The organism is Haloferula helveola (assembly GCF_037076345.1).
Classification (GTDB): Bacteria; Verrucomicrobiota; Verrucomicrobiia; order Verrucomicrobiales; family Akkermansiaceae; genus Haloferula; species Haloferula helveola.
In genome coordinates, this window is sequence record NZ_AP024702.1 from 5,588,086 (window position 1) to 5,606,929 (window position 18,844).

General features: G+C 61.7%; 15 protein-coding genes. 9 read left to right on the forward strand and 6 right to left on the reverse strand.

From position 1 onward, the window contains the following. The first annotated feature begins 33 nt into the window (after positions 1-33). Positions 34-276, forward strand: coding sequence for a hypothetical protein (locus HAHE_RS21315; protein WP_338687350.1), 243 nt, complete (start codon positions 34-36; stop codon positions 274-276). 145 nt (positions 277-421) lie between these two features. Here HAHE_RS21315 and HAHE_RS21320 read toward each other — a convergent pair whose 3' ends face one another. Further along, entirely contained in the window at positions 422-1,519 is a 1,098-nt protein-coding gene (locus HAHE_RS21320; protein WP_338687351.1) for a hypothetical protein, read from the reverse strand. 544 nt (positions 1,520-2,063) lie between these two features. Between HAHE_RS21320 and HAHE_RS21325 the strand changes: the two genes are divergently transcribed. The 5 genes from HAHE_RS21325 to HAHE_RS21345 all read left to right on the forward strand — a co-directional run bounded on the left by HAHE_RS21325 (position 2,064) and on the right by HAHE_RS21345 (position 8,313). Then, positions 2,064-4,721, forward strand: coding sequence for a CHAT domain-containing tetratricopeptide repeat protein (locus HAHE_RS21325; protein ID WP_338687352.1), 2,658 nt, complete (start codon positions 2,064-2,066; stop codon positions 4,719-4,721). Positions 4,722-4,841: 120 nt separating this feature from the next. Further along, complete coding sequence (locus HAHE_RS21330) at positions 4,842-5,768, forward strand: hypothetical protein (protein ID WP_338687353.1); 927 nt, start codon at positions 4,842-4,844, stop codon at positions 5,766-5,768. A gap of 180 nt (positions 5,769-5,948) precedes the next feature. Continuing rightward, positions 5,949-6,392, forward strand: coding sequence for a hypothetical protein (locus tag HAHE_RS21335; protein ID WP_338687354.1), 444 nt, complete (start codon positions 5,949-5,951; stop codon positions 6,390-6,392). 54 nt (positions 6,393-6,446) lie between these two features. Beyond that, positions 6,447-7,304: a carbon-nitrogen hydrolase gene (locus HAHE_RS21340; protein WP_338687355.1), complete on the forward strand. Its 858-nt coding sequence runs from the start codon at positions 6,447-6,449 to the stop codon at positions 7,302-7,304. 52 nt (positions 7,305-7,356) lie between these two features. Further along, the gene (locus HAHE_RS21345; RefSeq protein ID WP_338687356.1) at positions 7,357-8,313 is read left to right on the forward strand and encodes a DMT family transporter; all 957 of its coding nucleotides are present in this window, start codon (positions 7,357-7,359) and stop codon (positions 8,311-8,313) included. A 10-nt stretch (positions 8,314-8,323) separates the two neighbouring features. On the opposite strand, the gene HAHE_RS21350 is transcribed toward HAHE_RS21345, so the two are convergent. Then, positions 8,324-9,508, reverse strand: coding sequence for a metallophosphoesterase (locus HAHE_RS21350; RefSeq protein ID WP_338687357.1), 1,185 nt, complete (start codon positions 9,506-9,508; stop codon positions 8,324-8,326). A gap of 119 nt (positions 9,509-9,627) precedes the next feature. Between HAHE_RS21350 and HAHE_RS21355 the strand changes: the two genes are divergently transcribed. Next, a complete protein-coding gene (locus HAHE_RS21355) occupies positions 9,628-10,668 on the forward strand; it encodes an agmatine deiminase family protein (protein ID WP_338687358.1) in 1,041 nt (346 codons plus the stop codon). Here HAHE_RS21355 and HAHE_RS21360 read toward each other — a convergent pair whose 3' ends face one another. Further along, entirely contained in the window at positions 10,669-11,736 is a 1,068-nt protein-coding gene (locus tag HAHE_RS21360; protein WP_338687359.1) for a vWA domain-containing protein, read from the reverse strand. It abuts the gene before it with no gap. Between the two features lie 189 nt (positions 11,737-11,925). Between HAHE_RS21360 and HAHE_RS21365 the strand changes: the two genes are divergently transcribed. Next, the gene (locus HAHE_RS21365) at positions 11,926-13,404 is read left to right on the forward strand and encodes a carboxypeptidase M32 (protein ID WP_338687360.1); all 1,479 of its coding nucleotides are present in this window, start codon (positions 11,926-11,928) and stop codon (positions 13,402-13,404) included. A 12-nt stretch (positions 13,405-13,416) separates the two neighbouring features. On the opposite strand, the gene HAHE_RS21370 is transcribed toward HAHE_RS21365, so the two are convergent. Then, positions 13,417-14,262 (reverse strand): hypothetical protein, encoded by an 846-nt coding sequence (locus HAHE_RS21370; RefSeq protein WP_338687361.1) that lies wholly within the window; start codon positions 14,260-14,262, stop codon positions 13,417-13,419. Positions 14,263-14,374: 112 nt separating this feature from the next. On the opposite strand from HAHE_RS21370, the gene polA reads away from it, so the two are divergent. Further along, positions 14,375-17,146, forward strand: a complete 2,772-nt coding sequence (gene polA, locus HAHE_RS21375) for a DNA polymerase I (protein WP_338687362.1) — start codon at positions 14,375-14,377, stop codon at positions 17,144-17,146. 6 nt (positions 17,147-17,152) lie between these two features. Here the strand turns inward: polA and HAHE_RS21380 are convergent, their stop codons facing one another. Then, positions 17,153-17,638, reverse strand: coding sequence for an Lrp/AsnC family transcriptional regulator (locus HAHE_RS21380; protein WP_338687363.1), 486 nt, complete (start codon positions 17,636-17,638; stop codon positions 17,153-17,155). 58 nt (positions 17,639-17,696) lie between these two features. Beyond that, positions 17,697-18,770: an ATP-dependent 6-phosphofructokinase gene (locus HAHE_RS21385; RefSeq protein ID WP_338687364.1), complete on the reverse strand. Its 1,074-nt coding sequence runs from the start codon at positions 18,768-18,770 to the stop codon at positions 17,697-17,699. Positions 18,771-18,844: the final 74 nt, after the last annotated feature.

An 18,844-nucleotide genomic window follows, 5' to 3' on the forward strand; every position in this document is an offset into this window, starting at 1 on the left:
ACGCTGCAGACTCCCACCTACGATTCAACTATCATGAAGATTGAATTCCTCGAGCTCGCGAATTGCCTCGGGGCAACTGATGACGAGGGGGCCATGGTGTTCACCTACGACTTCAAGCACGGCACCCCGAAACATGTTATTGTGAACCCGAACCCTCTGGCCTCCAATTTCCAGCGACTTGAGGGCGCTGCCGCATCGGAGGACAGAATCGATGCTGCCATAACCGCCATCCTTGCATTCTTGGCGGAACGCGGATTTTCAGCAACAATCTCCTAGCCCGATGCCGGCTCAGGCCTTTCTTGCCGAAGGTTTTGATGTGCCGTTCTCAATAAGAAGCCGGAGCAAGGTCAATACCTACGCACGCTTTTTCAATCTCAGGATACCCCCTACAGCCATCTCGAAGGGATCGCAGTAGTGGAGTTCAATCCTTCTTCCCCTTCGCCGAACCTCCTCGGAAACCGAAGAACGAGGCACGACTCAGGATGGAGTTGCTGGTATCGCGGCGGGCGACGGTCTTGGCGGGCTTTTTGCGATCGCGGGCGGCGTCGCCGGTGGCGTTCATCGGGGCGCTGTAGCTGACGGTGCGTGAGTCGCTGACGCGGCTGCCGTCGGGACGCTTGAGGGTCGGGATCTTGAGGGTCGCATCGCTGACCGCGGACGGCGCGTTGTCGGTGTGGAGGCCAAAAAGGATTCCCCCATTTTCGAACAGACCGTCGAAGACCGCGTCGTTGACAATCAGGCCGCTCGATTCATTAGTAATTGTCCCAGTGTCACTGTTAACCTCGAGAAAGACACGATTGTTGCCCTCGCCGAGGACGCCGCGATTGATGATCTCCGATCCGGCCGAGACCTCGATGCGGCTCGCGCGGGTTTCGCCGAGAAGCAGCACAAAACCACTATCCCCGATCACCGAAAGGCGGCGGTCACCCGACCCGGCCACCACCGCTTCCTGGCCGCCGGCCACCATCACGCGGTTGGTCGCCTCGATCGTGGCGCCGGATTTCACCGAGACCAGATTGCCGGCGATCAGCACATCGCCATCGGTCGCACGGATGTTGCCACCGATGCGCACGTCAGCCGTGGCCGAAGCGGCGAGCAGGCTCAGGCTGCCGCCGTCGATGAAATCGATCGCATCCGCACCTAGCGAGGAAAGCGTCACCCCTTTGGCGGTGATGTTCCCGTTCACGATCAGGTCGGAATGGGGCGAGAAGAAACCGACGATACCGTTGGAGGTCACGTCGCCGTTGATGAAATTGGTCGAGCTACCGCCGAGGTAGTTGGTGACCGACTCGCCACCGACGAAGTCGAAGACCAGCTCGCTGCCGGTATCCAGATTCAGCGTGTCCCAGTTGAAGACGGTATCGTCGCTGATCGTGAAGACGGTCTTCGTCCCGGTCGGAGTATCAAAGGTTTCCCACGTGGCGGTGCCGGGCGTGGACAAGACGGGACCTTGCGCGGGCAACCATGCGGCACAGAGACCGAATGATACCACGCCTAGTGGGACAGCGGCGGGTTTCATGGGTGAGGGAGAGGTGGGACAGCAGTGCTAAAATTTAAGTAAAACTAGCCAAATGGGAAGAAATTTTTAGAAATATGAAGTTTCTTTGATGAAATTCGGCCGATGCCCGCTGGTTCCCCCCAGAATTTTGCGGGCATCGGCCGATTCACTGAACACGATAGCCTCCAGTGGACGGCAACCGATGTTGAAAACAGGAAAGAGTCCGGTCGGGTCGGCCCGTCCCCCGACGGGCTTCGACCTCTCCGGCAGCGATCGACTCGGCATGGCGGCGGCCACCGGACGTTTCAGGCCCCCCGACCCGATACGCACGGAATCCGACGCGGTTCCCCCCAGGAAAACCGAGCGATCTGCAGTGGAATGTCCGGAACCGGGCGCCGATCCCCCGCACTCCCCCCGAAGTGCTGGTGATTGACTTTTCGCAGTTTGCGATTGTTCCGATCATCACCCTTCCAATCGCGCCTGAATTTACTGATTTCCAAAATTCCTGAAAAACTTCATCTTATTCGGGAATTCGGCGTTCTCCCGAGCTTCCGGCGCTGTCGACATGCGGTTCCTTATCCTGATTCTCCTGCTTGCGGGCCCGTTGGCCGCTCTGGATCTCTCGGATCCGGTCGCTGCGGAGGCGGAACTGGAGGACCTCGTGGAGGAGTGGCGCGACGCCTGGGCCACCAATCCCGACGCCGAAACCGGGCAGGCGCTCGGCTCCACCCTTCACGCGCTCGGAATCGTCGAGCGCCAACTGGGGATGCCCGCGGATGCCGTGGCCCACTTGGAAGAGGCATGTGCGCTCCTGGAAATTCATGGGCCGGAGCTGTTGGCCGACGCTCGCGAAGCGCTTGCCATCGCCCTTCAGGACGAGGGTGAGGTGATCCGCTCCGAAGCCGTCCTTCGCGAGGTGCTCGCCGAGCGGCGCAGACACCCCGACAATCGGGCCTCACTCGCCGCGACCCTCGACCACCTGGCCCTCAATCTTCTGGTACAGGGCGAATATCCGGAGGGGGGAGCGCTCCTTGAAGAAGCGCTTGAGCTACTTCCCAAATCCGACCTCGCCGGACGAGCCAGGTTGCTCGGCCACCTCGGCCGCCTCCAACACAATCTTGGCAGCCACGCGAAGGCGGTGTCGACATTCCGCAGCGCCCTTGATCTTGAATTCTCCGACCCCGAACTGAGGTTCTCCCTGCGCAGCCAGCAAGCGCTCGCCAAGTTCCGCCTCGGGCGGGTCGACGAAGCGATTGCGGAGAGCGAGGCGATCGCCAAGGAAGCGCGAGAGCTGCTGGAAGACCGGCCATTACTCGCCGCTCCCTATCAGAACAACTTCGGAGCCTTGTCCCTCGCCCTCGGCTTTCCGGAAGCCGCGATCGCTTCCTTCACCCATGCCAAGGAGATGCTGCAAGCGAGCCTCGGCACGGACCATCCCGGCCTGATCGGCGTTCACAACAATCTCGGAGTTGCATTCCAGAAGACCGGCCAGTTCGAAGAAGCGCGGGCCGAACTCGAGATCGCCGCCGAACTGCAGCACAGATACCTTCCGCCCACTCACCTGAGAGCGGCGGAGATCGAAAGGAACCTCGCCATCAACGCGCTGCTCGAAGGTTCACCGGACGCCCCGGAACTTGCCCGGGCCGCCACAAAAACCGGCCTCGCGATTCTGAACCGGCTGATTGAATCCGGAAGCGAACGGGAGCGCCTCAACTTCCTTGAGCGATTCGACCTCGTCTCCCTGCCGTGTGCGATCGGAGACCCCGAAGCGATCGCGAATCTCCTGCTCGCTAGTAAAGCCAGGCTCCTTGACGCGATGATCTCAACCGTCGAGCAAACGACGACTCCGACTTGGACCGATATTCGCGACCAACTTCCGCCCGACACTGCTTTTGTCGACTTTTGCCGCTACAGTGACTTCGGAGAAGATGCCACAACCCGCTACGGAGCGATCCTCCTGACACCCCATCAGTCTCCGCGGTGGATCGAACTCGGCACAGCGGATGACCTGCACCGCTGGCTTGACGCCTTCCGAAGGCGAATCAACTGGAACTCCGCCATCCTTGCCGGCGAAAGCCCCCCGCCCCCGCCACTCAAGATGGCCGGCGTTCTGAAATCCATGCACCGGAGGTTCTGGGCTCCGATCGAGCAGGCACTCCCGGCCGGGACCGAACACCTGGCAATCTCACCTGATGGAGCGGTCCACTTCATTCCATTCTCGGCATTGGTCGATGAGGACAATCGACTCCTGTGCCGGAAGTATCTCCAGCTGACGCAGGTCACCAGCGGCCGTGATCTTCTCCCGGGTGACAAACTGGAACCCCTGTCCGAATCACCTTGGGCCGTCCTCACCATTTCCGATTTCCCACGCCCTACCCCTTCCAAGCAGCCCGACCTCCTGATGCAACTCCTCGCGAGTCTCGAACCCATGCCGGGCACCAAGCAGGAAGCGCGGGCCCTCAAAAAGGAAGCTCCCGGCGAGTCCATCTTCCTCAGCGACTCGGAGGCGACCGAGATGGCCATCGCAAAACTGCCAAGCCCGCCAGGCGTACTGCACCTCGGGTGCCACGCCTTCTACCTGGGCAACGGCGCCGCAGACTCCGAAGCCCCTCTCGACTTCGACGAGAATTCCCAACTCTTCCAGTCCAGCGGGCTGGTTCTGCACCGGGGCGCCCTACACCAAGCCGACGGCCGCCGCTCGAACCCCGGCGACGACCTGCTCTTTCCCACAGAGATCGCCGCCCTACCTCTCCATGGAACACGGTTGGTCACCCTTTCGTCGTGTGACTCGGGATCCGGAACCCCGATCAACGGAGAAGGCATTCTCGGACTCAAGAGGGCCTTCGCGATTGCCGGAGCGAGGGAAGTCGCGGTTGCCCTGTGGCCCATCTCCGACCAGTCGACGCCTGAGTTCATGGAACGCTTCTATCAACTGGCGAGTCGATCGGACCGCCCCGGACAGTCGCTCTGGCAAGCGCAGAGCGAGATGCTGGAACCCGTTGACTCCGACAACTTCGAGCTCTCGGTTTTGCGTTACGCCCCGTTTGTTTTGACCCAAAATCACCCCCTTCGAACCGGATCAGCCATCGAGCGGGCGGATGACGGCCCCAACTGGTGGATTCTGGCCGCAGCTCTCCCGCTTCTACTGTTTGCGGCGGCACGCATGCTTGGCAAACGCTCGGAATCCCCGGGATCCCAAAGCCCTGACCGCAGGCCAGATTAGGCTGAATTTTGGTGCTTTCTGGAAAACGTCGCCGAAATTTGAACGAAAGTCCGAGTGTTTAGTCTAAATTGAATACTTGATTTCTCATAATTTTTAGATTTTCATGGCCGCGTCCCAGCCATGTCCCCCGCTGTCCACCCCAAGCAGTTGGAACGCTGCTGGCAGGCCTGTTGGTCCCGAGCCCGCCGGCCTGTCGAAGGTGTTCTGATTACCGAGGAAGAAGCATCCCGAATCGCCGAGCAGGCCATTCGGAATGTTTCGCTGGATATGTCCAGCTTCACCAATGAGGCGGATTTTACCGCCCGTGCTCTTGAGGAGGCGGGTCAGGCCACCCGGGAACTTGTGGCACAAAAGCGCCGCAAGGACGCCGACCCCCAGCTCCACCATGACCCCGAAGACCGTCGCTATGACCGGAACTTGGACCTCGACCGGCTCCAAAGGTGCGACGAGGCCCGGGGATTTCAGGACCGCGAATGGAATCACCTTCCGAGCCTTCTGAAGCCTTTAGCGCTCAGAACCCTGCAGCGAAAGGGCATCAGCGGCCACGATGCCGAGGAGGTCTTCAACGACTCCCTGATGGAACTTGCCCGTGAGCGAAAGGGCGACCAGCGGGCACCCATCCTTGATCCGACGGTATTCGAGGAGTTGATCCCCCTCCACATGAGAATCGTCGGATTCCGGGCGATCGACTGGCAGCGGAAGCGCGGTACCCTGAAGAATCGTCCCAATGAAGGGGCCAGCATCGACGCCCTGACCGAGGACGAGGATCGGCCGGTTCAGTTTCGCGATCCGTCCGCAGATCCGGACAACCCGACTTTTGAGAACATCTACGCCGAATGCCGCGAGGCTCTCTCCCCGACCGAATGGGAGCTCATCTACACGGTCTACGTTGCTCAAACCGCGACGATTCAGGAGCTGATTGGCGACGCCAGCTTCTGCGCCCGCCACGGCCTCAAGTCCAAGGCCTCAGCCTCGACCAAGCGTCGGGTCCTCAATGAGCAGCTCCAGGCCGCTTTGGAAAAAATTCGGAAAACTCTGATTAATTGAAAACGAGGCCTGATCATTACGATTGGGAAGATAGCCATGGAAATTGAAGTTCCACCCCACTTGGAGAAAACGCGGCAAATGCTTGCCGGCAGTTTGCGCCTTAGGGCCTCCGAACCCGCCCCCGCTGTCCCCTCCGGACTCCTCGACGATCTGAATCAGCGATTTTCCACCCGCAAGATCGTGATCGAAGCCCCCCGCCAGTTCACGCTGTTCCGCCGTCTGCGGAGCATGCTCGAAACGCCTGCTTTCGGCATGGCGGCCGCCATCATTCTTGTCCTTGCCATCGCCGGCCCGACTTTGCGTCAGATGGGCGGCGGTGACTCCCACTCCTTCCGGGGCACTCCGGGTTCAGTTGAAGCCCCTGTTCGGATCGTCCTCATCGACGGACCGGCGGAACTTCCCAACTTCCTGAAAAGCTCGACCGACATCGAGCCCGGCTCGCTGATCTCCGTTGGCGACTACGGTGCGGCCATGAGCCTCGAAGGCCCGAAGGTGATTCTCGACTTCAAGCACTCCATCATCCGCAGCCACAGCGAGAACGGAGAAGTCGTCTATTCCGACACGATTCCCGAATCGCTGGCCATGCTCGCGGACGCGATCAGCGAGGCCGTGCTACACCTCTGATTCAGCCGCGAATCCGCGTTGGACCTCAGGCAAGACGCCGTGCAAATTCGGTGCATGCCGCGACTCGCCCTGCTTCAATCGAAAGGCTTCCCGAGCAAACGGGAAGCCTTTTCGCATCACGAAACACTGATCCGTGATGCCGCTGCGCAAGGAGCCCAGATCATTGTGACCCAGGAGCTCTTCCTGACGCCCTACTTCTGCATCACAGAGGATCCGTCCCTGTTCGATCTCGCCGATCCGATCCCATGCGAGACCACGGACCAGCTCGGGAAGCTCGCCGGCGAACTCGGAGTCGTCATCGTCTCGTCTCTGTTCGAGCAGCGGGGTCCGGGGCTGTTCCACAACACCGCCGTCGTTCACGACGCCGACGGCCGTATGCTCGGCCAATACCGCAAGAGCCACATCCCGCAGGATCCGGGATTCGAGGAAAAGTTCTACTTCACGCCGGGCGACACCGACTGGCCGGTTTGGGAAACCCGGTTCGGCAAGATCGGTGTGCTCATCTGTTGGGACCAATGGTATCCGGAAGCGGCCAGACTGATGGCTCTTGGTGGAGCCGAGATTCTTCTCTACCCCACTGCGATCGGTTGGCTGCCATCCGAAAAGGAAGCGCTCGGAGCCGCCCAGCACTCTGCATGGGAAACCGTGCAACGCGGTCACGCGGTGGCCAACGGCTGCTTCCTCGCTGCGGTAAATCGTGTCGGGACCGAGGGCGAAACCGAGTTCTGGGGACAATCGTTTGTCGCCAACCCTTACGGAGAACTCGTCGCCAAGGCGTCCTCCGATCAGGAGGAGATTCTGATTCACGACCTCGATCTCGGACAGGTGGAGGACTTTCGCCGCATCTGGCCGTTCTTCAGGGACCGCCGGATCGATGCTTACGGCGATCTGACGAAACGCTGGAGGCACTGAGCCGAGTTTCGGCCCACCCCTCGTCCCGGAGCCCGCTTCCATCCAATTGCTCGTGCCCGCCTTCTTTCTCATTCTGGCGTGCGCCCTCTGGGGCCTCAGCTTTCCGGTCATCAAGGCCATCCAGTTTGAGCAGGCGACGCGGATGGACGATGCCGGCTCGGCCTTTCTCGCCGCTTGGCTACAGGTCGCACGTTTCCTCGTCGCGGGACTCCTGCTCCTGCCTTTCGTCCTGCGGATGCCGAAAGTCTCCTCCGCCGAACTTCGGCAAGGCATCCTACTGGGGTTCTGGGGCGGCCTCGGAATGGTGCTCCAAGCTTGGGGACTGACCCGGACCGACGCATCGACTTCGGCCTTCCTGACGCAAGCCTACTGCGTGATCCTGCCACTGATCGCCTGCCTGAAGTTCAGGCGTACGCCGGCAGGAAGAACCCTTCTCGCCACCCTACTCGTAGTCGCCGGAGGTGCGATTCTGGCGGGACTGAAGCCCGACCAACTGAAGCTGGGCCCGGGTGAAACCGCGACTCTGCTGGCGGCATTCGCCTTCACCTTCCAGATCCTGACACTCGACCATCCACGATTCGCGACGAATCGTGGCCGACCGGTCACTCTCGTCATGTGCCTTGCCATCGCGGTGATCTTTCTCCCGGTCGTCTGGTTCACGGCGCCCACCCCGGGAGCCATCATTACCGCGGGCGCCTCATGGCCTGCCGCAACCATGGTGGTGGCTCTGGCCGTATTTTGTTCGATCGGAGCCTTCCTGCTGATGAACACCTGGCAGCGACGCGTGAGCGCGACCGAAGCAGGGCTCATCTACACGACCGAGCCGGTCTTTGCAGCAGCCTACGCCATCTTCCTGCCCGCTCCGCTCGCCGCCATGGCTGGCATTGAATACGGCAATGAAACGATCACCCTCCAAATGCTGACCGGCGGCGGATTAATCGTGATCGCCAACGTCCTGATGCAGTGGAAAGCGCGTCCGCACAAGCCAGCGGTCGCTCCTGCCCCTTAGCCCATCGACTTCACCGAAGCGGTTTGAACGAAGCGTTCTGCAGTTCTTCGCCGTTAAGCCCTTTGACCACTAGACTGAGGGACTTGCCGTCGGCCTTCCCCTCGATCCAAGTGGCCCGGTCCGGCTGCGGACCTCCACCGGTGAGCTGGGCATAGGGAAAGTCATCGTTCCCGGGCATCCACGCTACCTGGTGGGTGTGCCCCGACACCACGACCTGGGCACCCCACTTCACCAATGCATCGTGCCAAAGATCGCGGCTGAATTTACTATAGTAATCGTAGCTTCCGTTTCCGTAGGCAGAACGCTCAATCACACGTTCGGTCGTCCATCGAAGCGGAATGTGGCAGAACACCACCCGATAGGGAGCCTCCCTGAACCCGGGGCTGGCGGTCACCTCCTCGAGCCAGGCGGCCTGCTCCTCCCGAAGCCTCTCGAAGGCCACTCGCCCGCCAAAACTCGGGTGCGCATCCGGCTTGTCCTCACCGGTGTGCAGACAGACGGCGGCTACTGGACCACTACGAAAGGCATAGTAGGGCTTGTTCGCGGGCGTGGCGACAAACTCGGGAACCCGATAGGCCCACCGTCCCCGGACATCGTGGTTCCCCCAGACCAGCATCAGCGGACGACCTGCGGTGAAGTCCTGACCTGCCGGATCCAACAGTGTCGGCACCAGCCACTCCTCCTTGTGCCAGTCGTTGCAGGTATCGCCGTTCCAGATCATGAAGTCTCCGCCGGGACTCCCCTCGTGCAGGGCTTTCAGCGTCTCGTGGTTCTCGTGGGTATCGTTCCAGACCACGAACGATGTCGAATCCGCGGCAGGGTCGAGCGTGCGAAAGTCCTTCCATTCGCTTTCCTCCGCGCGTTTCCGGTCTGCGGACTCGGTCACGGCGCGGAGCCGATACTCCGAACCCGGTTTCCAGCCGTCGATTCTGACCCGCAGGACCTCATTCCCCTGCGGCGTCATGCCGAACGCGTCGGCGGCTGCCGATCCCTTGATGCCTTCAGGCCCCGTCCACTCGATCCGTCCGAGGCATGAACCGTTTACCGCCCACACGACCTCAACGCCATCCGCCCTCGGAGCCATGATCGTCGCCGCGGTTCTCGCCAAGCGATCAACGTTCGCCGCAGCCCCTGCTTCAGCGGCACTCGCGACTCCGCTGCCAGCCACCATACCCAAGAATCCCCTTCGCTTCATGGCAGAGCCATACGCCCGAATCCGTCGTGTTCTGAGCAAATTCGAGAGGTTTCCCGTCATTTCCATGATTTCATGCTCCCGATTCGACAATCCGAGTCCCAGTGAAGAAAGTCGCGCCGATGACGCCCGCTTCCCTCGGATTCTCGATGCCTCCCGAATGGTCGCCCCAGTGCGCCGTCTGGCTCTCGTGGCCGGTCGAGGACCCCCGCCATTGGGGTGGCAACAAACGCGCACTCATCGTGGCGAAGTTCGCTGAGTATGCTGCGGCGATCACCCGTTTCGAGCCCGTCAGAGTCAATGCGCCGGCAGCCGAACACGACGCCATCCGGGTGGCCTGCAATCAGGCCAAGGCGATTCCGGAGCGGGTGGAGCTTTTCGATCACCTCCACGACGACGTCTGGTGCCGGGACCACGGGCCGCTGTTCGTGCGAAACGAATCCACTGGTGAAGTGGCCGTCACGGATTGGGAATTCAATGCTTGGGGCGGCAAGTTCGCCCCGTGGGACAAGGACAACTCGATTCCGGCGCAGATCGCCCGCTCATTGGACCTGCGCCGCTTCGAGGCAGGTATGATTCTCGAAGGTGGCGCGATTGAGATCAACGGCCTCGGACAGCTACTCACCACCGAAGCCGTGCTTCTGAATCCCAACCGAAATCCGCATCTGTCTCGGGAACAGATTGAGGAACGCTTGAGGGATATCCTCGGCGTGAACGAAGTCCTGTGGCTCTCGCAAGGGATCGAAGGCGACGATACCGACGGCCACATCGATGATCTCGCCCGCTTTGTGGAACCCACCACGCTCGTGGCCTGCACGGCGCCCGAAGGTCCGAACCGAACCGTCCTCGAAGACAATCTGGCACGGCTACGCGAATTCAGAACTCCGCACGGCAGACCTTTCGACATCGTCGAGATCCCCCTTCCCGACCCATGTGAAATCCCGGGTTGGAGGCTTCCGGTCTTACCGGCTTCCTACGTCAATTTCCTGATCGTGAATGGAGGCGTGCTCGTTCCCACATTCCGTCAAATGCGGAACGACGACCACGCGCTGGGACTGCTCCGCGAGCTTTTCCCGGACCGCGAAGTCCATGGAATCGACTGTCTCGATCTGGTGGAGGAAGGCGGAACCCTGCACTGCCTGTCGCAGCAGCAGCCGGCCTGATCACTTCAGGGGGATAATGTCCACCTTGCCGCCCGGCCGGACGATGGAGAACTGACCGCCGGTTCGCTTCGCCATCTCCTTCATGCCTGCTTCGGCCTTCGGGTCCATCATCGCCACGGTATTGATGATGATCCCCTTGGACTTGGCCTTCGCACCGATCGACTTCGCTGTCTTCATCGAGTCCGGTCCTGCGGATCCATCGGTCATGAAGAAGATGATCTGAGGCGCCGGATCCATTCCCAGTGCCATATCGAGCGGGTTCTCCCAGTTGGTACCCCAAACGAGAGGGGTGTCGCGAACGTGATCGAGCGCCTTGTTCCGGGAACTCGGACCGCCCGAGATCCACTCGGGCTTGAGACGTTTTCCGACCGGATCCCAAACATGGGCGTTGCCCGGCGATTTCCATTTGTACTCGTCGCCGTCGAACTTCACGACACCGGTCTTCTTGGCGTTCAGCTTCACTTCGCTGCCGGCGACCCATGCCGGACCCGCGAAGAAGATCATTTGGAACTGCATTCCGACGCTCAGTTGCGCGACCGACTTCTCAAGTTCCTGCCGCATCAGCTTGTCCCGCTGACCGCTCATCGACGCGGAGTAGTCGATGACGTAACAGATCCGCTGGGCCGAGACCTGCTGGCGGAAGAAAGTGGTACCGCCACCGCCCATACCGTCGCCACTGCCATTGCCCCATCCCTCGCCGAAGTCATCTCCGTTCCCGAAGTCGATCGAAGGCTCGGTGACCTCGAGATCCGGCACCGGAATCGCCGTCGGCGAGACCACATTGGCCGCGATCACCTTGGCTGCGGATGAGGACGGTGAGGAAGGCTTCCGCTGAACCTGGGACATCGTCTTCTGCTTGATCTCCTCCTGCTGGTCTTGCGAAGCGGCGTAGGAGACGATCGTCACATCCTCCTTCATCAGCGACGGCAGGAAGATGAAGGCGAGAATCAGAAGCATGAGTGCCAGAACCAAAAGGGAGATCAGCACGCTCGTGATCGTGCTCACCCGCCGCTGGTGGCGGACTCTGGCTTCTTGGGCGTCCAGGAATTGGAAGGATACTCGTGACATGGCGATGGGGTTCTTTGGAATGTCACCCGGCGGCGTGCACGAATGCCCACAGCCCGGTGGTATGGCGACAATAAGCCATCTCCCTATTGGCGTAAACGTTCCAAACCCGGGGAATGTTAGCCAAAATTGTCAGGATTCGGCAGGACACGGACCTTGCCAGCCGGCGCCAGCGCCCCCTATCCAAGGGGCATGACGTCAATGGAGCGCCTGAAAGCCCTTGCCAGCGAGGCCGAGACCGTTTCCTCCGCAGCATCGGTGCTCGGATGGGATCAGGAGACCAACCTGCCTCCCGACGGAGGCCCGTGGCGGGCAAAGCAGCTTTCGTGGCTTTCTGGCCGCCATCACGAGATGGTGACCTCGGAAGCTTGGAAGTCGGCAATCGAAGAGGCGCTTGCCAATTGCGACGAGGAGGACTCCCGCGCCTCCCGCAATCTCACGGAGATGCGCCGCCAGTTCGAGCGGAAGCAACGACTCCCGACCGAGCTCGTCGAAAGGGCTTCAAGCCTCTCGTCCAGGGCAAAACAGGTGTGGTCGGACGCCCGGAAACATGACGATTTTTTGCGTTTCGCTCCCCTACTTGAGGAGTTGGTCGGCATTGCCCGGGAGAAGGCCGAGCTCTGGGGCTACGCGGACGAGCCCTACGACGCCCTCCTTGAGACCTACGAACGCGGAGCCACGACTGCGAAGGTCGCCTCGATCTTCGAAGGAATGGGATCCGAACTGCGCGAGATCAGCCAAGCCGCGGTCGACCGGTTTGCGGCCAATCCGGTCGAGTTGCCTGCCGGCCCCTACCCGGAGGAGGCGCAGGCCCGATTCAACCGCGAAGTGGCCGAGGCGCTCGGATTCGACTTCTCCATGGGGAGGATCGACACGACCACTCATCCCTTTTGCACCACCTTGGGACCGGCCGACGTGCGGCTGACCACCCGCTACGATCTCGACGATTTCACCTCCTCATTATTCGGGGTGATGCACGAAGCCGGACACGGTCTCTACGAGCAGGGACTCAGAGCCGAGGACTACGGCACACCGGCGGGCGATGCCGTTTCACTTGGAATCCACGAGTCGCAGTCACGGCTGTGGGAAAACCACATCGGGCGCTCCCGTGCCTTCTGGGATCGCTGGTTTCCGGTCGCCTGCAAGCACTTCCCCCAACTTGAAGCATTCGGCCTCGATGCCTTCATGGGCTTCGTCCAGCGCTCCGAAAAGTCCTTCATCCGAGTCGAAGCGGACGAAGCGACCTACGACCTGCACATCCTGCTCCGCTTCGATCTGGAGCGCCGTTTGGTCCAAGGCGACCTGCAGGTGAAGGATGTTCCCGCCGCATGGAACGAGCGCTTCGAAGCCGGCTTCGGCATCACACCGCCGAATGACCGCGAAGGATGCCTTCAGGACATTCATTGGGCCATGGGCGGGCTGGGCTATTTCCCGACCTACTCCCTCGGCAATCTCAATGCCGCTCAGCTCTTCGAAGCGGCCCGGGCGGTTCCGGATATTGCCACCGGCATCGACCGCTCCGACTACGCTCCCCTGCTCGCGTGGCTACGTGAGAAGGTTCACTGCCACGGAGGCACTCTTGATCCGGACGAAATCATCCGCGACGCGACCGGCAACGAGCCGAGTCCGGAAGCGCACCTTCGGCACCTTCGGAAACGCTACGTCGGCTGAACCGGGCGGACCTCAGCGGATCTCCATCCCGCTTTTCGGCCAGATCCAGCGGACGATCTTGCCGTCCTCGATCAGCGCCTGCGCCTGGATGTTCTTCACGCCGAAGATGGTCTCCGCCTTGTAGGCCACCAGACCGGTCTGGTAAGTCTTGCCGTCGCGCTCCTCGTCCTCGCCTGCCTTCCAGCCGAGCACCTGATCGAAGGTGAACTCCTTGATCTGGCCACCCTTGATGCTCTCCTGCATGAGGCTGACGATTTGCTCGGCATCGAGTTTGGCTCCGCCGGTTGATGCCGGTGTGGGTTCCGGGGTCGGCTCGGGAGTGGGCACAGGATCGGGCGTCGGGGTCGGCTCCGGGGTCATTTCCGGATCCGTCACGGCCACCGTCGGCTCGGCCGCTGGAGGCTTGTTGCCCAATCGCTCGACCAAATCGGTTGCCATCACGGCGACGCGACCTTCGATCGGTCCGCCGAAAGGGCTGACCACCAGTTCACCCTGCTCGATCCGCACCGGCGTGACAGGAGCGCCAGCGGGCATCACCATCGGGTCCGGGGATCCCGCGACCGCAAACTCAACCTTCTGCTTGAGCGTGACCTTCTCCGGAAGTTGGTCCGGCTTGAGGTCCGCCACCCACGCCGGCGCCGCGGCAACCGGAGGCTTTACCGGAGGGACGGGAGGTGTGGGAGGTTCCACCGGAGGTGCCGTGTCTCCGCCGCCACCGCCGCCAGCAAGCCCTTCATCTGCCTTGCCTTGCTCCGCAGGCTTCGCCTCCGAAATCCACGTGGGGCGGATCGACGGCTCGAGCCAGTATCCGGCGGCTCCTGCGATGGCGATTCCAATGAAGGCGAGAACGGGTTTCATGCTGCCCGATACGTAAGAGTTGACTCTCATCTTTGCCAGAGTTTTGCGGCGGCTGACAAGAATCCGCGGATGCCTCTGGACGCCCTCCGGCCGGTCCGCTCAGCTTTGGCGCATGCCCCGGCTGTATCTCCTCGACGGAATGGCGTTGGTCTATCGCGCCCACTTCGCCCTGATCCGGAATCCCATCCGGAACTCCAAGGGAATCAACACGTCGGCGCTCTACGGCTTCACCAACACCCTGCTGACGATCCTCGAAAACGAGAAGCCGACTCACCTTGGCGTGGCCTTCGACACCTCGGCTCCCACGCCACGGCACGAGAAGTTCCCCGAATACAAGGCACAGCGCGAGGACATGCCCGAGGAGCTCGCTGCCGCCATTCCGAACGTGAAGCGCCTCTGCCGCGCCTTCCATCTTCCGGTGCTCGAACTGGACGGCTACGAGGCCGACGACATCATCGGCACGATCGCCAAGCGGGCCGAACGGGAGGACGGATTCGAGACCTACATGGTCACCCCGGACAAGGATTTTGCCCAATTGATCTCGGCCAGCACCTTCATGTGGCGCCCCGGCAAGAAGGGGTCCGAACATGAAGTCATCGGCCCCGACAAACTCGAGGAGATTTGGGGGGTCGACGAACCTTCCAAGATCGTCGATCTGCTCGGAATGATGGGCGACGCGGTCGACAACATTCCCGGCATCCCCGGCATCGGCCTGAAGACCGCGCAGAAGCTGATCACCCAGTTCGGCTCGCTCGAAGGGTTGCTTTCACGGACGGGCGAGCTGAAGGGCAAACAGAAGGAAAAGGTCGAAGCGAACGTCGACCAGGCCCGGCTCTCCAAGGATCTCGCAACCATCATCACCGATGTCCCGATCGAAGTGGGTTGGAACGACCTTTCCCTCGACAATCGTAACGACGACGCAGTGCGCGAGCTGTTCAATGAGTTCGAGTTCCGATCCCTGTCGAAACGGCTTTACGGAGACGCCGCGCCATCGGGCGGCACCGGCGACGACTCTTCGGTGCCTTTGCTTCAGGAAACGTTCCGGACCTTGAGCGACGTCGCCCACGACTACCGTCTGGTTCGCGACGACAAGGACCGCGACGAACTCTTCGAGAAACTCGGCTCCGGCAAGCGGTTTTGCTTCGACATCGAAACGACCTCGCTCGACCGCTTCGAGGCACGCTTGCTCGGCATCGCTTTCTCGTGGAAAGACCACGAGGGTTGGTATCTTCCCTATGATCCGTCGCTTGATGAGCGGCTCCGCGAAGTCTTTTCGGGCAGCGCGCTGAAGGTCGGCCACAACCTGAAGTACGACCTTTCCGTACTTCATCATCTCGGGCTTCCGGTGGAAGGGCCCTTCTTCGACACGATGCTGGCCCATGCTCTCGTGAGCCCCGAGCTGAAGCACAGCATGGACTATCTCAGCGAGTCCCTGCTCGGCTACCGGCCGGTCAAACTGGCCGACATCGTGCCTGAACCCGAGAACGGCGGCGAGGACGACCTGTTCAGCCACGCGGCGAAGAAGAAACCCGGCAAGGACCTCGACATCGAATCGATCCCTCTCGAAGCGCTCGCGGAATACGCCGCGGAGGATGCGGACGTGACGTGGCAGCTCTACGGCAAGATGAGCAAGGCGCTGGCCGACCACGACCTGGAGAAGGTCTTCGAGACCATGGAAGCTCCGCTGCTCCCCGTGCTGGTGCGGATGGAAATGGAAGGCATCCGCCTCGACCCCGAGGCGCTCGACTCGATCCGCAACAAGCTCCAGGCCCGGATCGACGAACTCGCCAAGTCCATCTCCGACCAGGCCGGACGTCCCTTCAACCTCAACTCCCCGAAGCAGCTCGGCGAGATCCTCTTCGATGAACTGAATTTGGTCGAGAAGCCGAAGAAAACCCGCACGGGTCAGTACAAGACCGATGAGCAGACACTTTCGGCACTCGCCGGCCTGCACCCGATCATCGACGCGATCCTCGAATACCGCGAGGCGACCAAACTGAAGTCGACCTACATCGACGCGCTGCCCGGACACGTCCAGCAGGAGACCAGTCGGGTGCACACCCATTTCCACCAGCTCGTCGCGGCGACCGGACGGCTCGCATCGACCGATCCGAACCTGCAGAACATCCCGGTCCGCTCCGCCAACGGACGCGAGATTCGGCGGGCGTTCGTCCCGCGCGATGGATTCACGCTGCTGAGCTGCGACTATTCCCAGATCGAACTGCGGATCATGGCCGCGCTCGCCGGCGACGAGTCGATGATCGACGCGTTCCGTCACCAGAAGGACATTCACACGGCCACCGCGGCGAAGGTGTGGGGTGTGAGCGAAGCCGAAGTGACCAAGGACCAGCGACGAGGAGCCAAGATGGTGAACTTCGGGATCATCTACGGCATCTCCGCTTTCGGACTCTCGCAACGACTCGGCATTCCCCGCGGCGAGGCGGCCGAAATCATCGACAACTACTTCACGCAGTATCCGGCGATCCGCGAGTTCATGGACCGGACGATCGAGGAAGCGAGGGAAAGCGGACACGTCTCGACGCTCGGTGGTCGAAGACGCAGCTTTCCCGATCTCCGATCATCGAATCAGACGATCCGCGGCAATGCCGAGCGCGCCGCCATCAATACCCCGATCCAAGGCACGGCTGCCGACATGATCAAACTCGCGATGGTGCGGATCGATGCGCTGCTGCGGAAAAAAGACTACCGCAGCCGCATGCTGCTGCAGGTTCACGACGAACTGATCTTCGACCTCGATCCCGACGAGGAATCGACACTCGTCCCCGAAATCATCGGCCTGATGGAGTCGGCCCTACCGCTTCCGGGCAGCGTCCCGATTCTCGTCGAGCACGGTTCCGGACCCGACTGGCTGGCGGCTCACTGAACCGGTTCAGGGCGTCACCGCAAGCCGCTCCGGCTCGTCATTCCCTTCGATGAGGAAACCGTTTTCCTTGTAGGTCTTCAGACGGAAATGGGTAGCCGTGGAAAGTACGCCATCCATCGTGCTCAGTCGCTCGGAAACAAAGCGCGCGACCTCCCGCAGGTCGGTTCCCTCGACGACGACCATGAGGTCGTATCCACCGCTAGCCAGATAGCAGCTCGAGACCTGCTCGAAACGGGCGATGCGAAGCGCAAGACGGTCGAATCCCCCGCCCCGCTCAGGTGTGAGCTTCACCTCGATGAAAGCCGAAACGTCCTGGTCGCCGGCACGCTCGGGATCGATCACCGCCTGGTAGCCGACGATCGTGCCGTCGTTCTCCCAATCCGCGATGCGCGCCCGGACCTCATCTTCGGTCAGCGAGAGGATCTCGCCGAGTTCCTTGTGGGTGTGGCGGGCCTTGCTGCGGAGCAGCGCGAGCAATGGGTCGATCGACATGGGAAAGTCCGGATATCCTGAATCGCGGTCCCGGGCAAGGCCGGGAGGCGAAATCGAATCACTCGCCGAGCGAGATCCCGACCGCCTTGGCCGCCTGGACCATTTCGCCGTCCGGCTCGACCACCCGCAGTTGGTTCACCGCTTCCTCGATCGGAACCGAGTCCACGTGGTAGGCCTGGTAGCTGACCATGCGGCCGAAGCGGCCCTCTTCCGCAAGTTTCACCGCCATCACGCCGAAACGCGTGCCGAGAATCCGGTCGAGCGCCGTCGGAGCGCCACCGCGCTGGAGGTGACCGAGCGTGCACGCACGCGTGTCCTTGCCGGTGAGTTGTTCCAACCGGTGCGCAACCACATCGCCGACCCCGCCGAGGCGGACCTCCCCGCCGGCGTTCTCCGCAATGGTGACCAGCTCGCCATCGGGCATGGTCGCGCCTTCGGCAACCACCACCAAAGTGCTGTGCGCGCCGAGCGCATCGCGTTGTTTGATGACATCGGCCACCTTCTCGAGGTTGAACGGAATCTCGGGAAGCAGGATCACGTTCGCACCACCGGCGATACCGCCCCAGAGGGCGATCCATCCGGCGTGGCGGCCCATCACCTCGAGGACCATCACGCGCTTGTGGCTTTCCGCCGTGGTGTGGAGGCGGTCGAGGGCATCGACGACCGTGCTCACGGCACTGTCGAATCCGAAAGTCATCGCGGTCGCGCGGAGGTCGTTGTCGATCGTCTTCGGCACCCCGATGACCGGCCATCCTTCGCGGTAAAGCTGCAGCGCAGTCGTAAGCGAGCCGTCGCCACCGACGACCACCAGCGCCCGGATCTCGAGCTGGTCGAGCGTGCGCTTGGCCTTGGCAACGATTTCGGCCGGAACTTCGGCGATGTCACCTTTGCCGACCTTCGCGGCAAAGTGACCCTTGTTGGTCGTTCCGAGGATCGTCCCGCCAAGTTTGAGAATCCCGATCGTGTCCTTCGGGTTGAGCACCTTGTAGTCGCCCGGAGGAAGCAGGCCTTCGAAGCCGTCCTTGAAGCCGATGCACTCCCAGCCGAGATTGTCCGCCGCTCCGACGACTCCGTGAATGACCGCGTTGAGTCCCGGGCAATCGCCGCCGCTGTTGAGAATTCCGATCCGCATGAATCCGGCTTAGGCTGAAACGACCGCCGGGCGTAAGTCAAAAAAGCGGCATATGTGCCACTTTACCGGAGGCC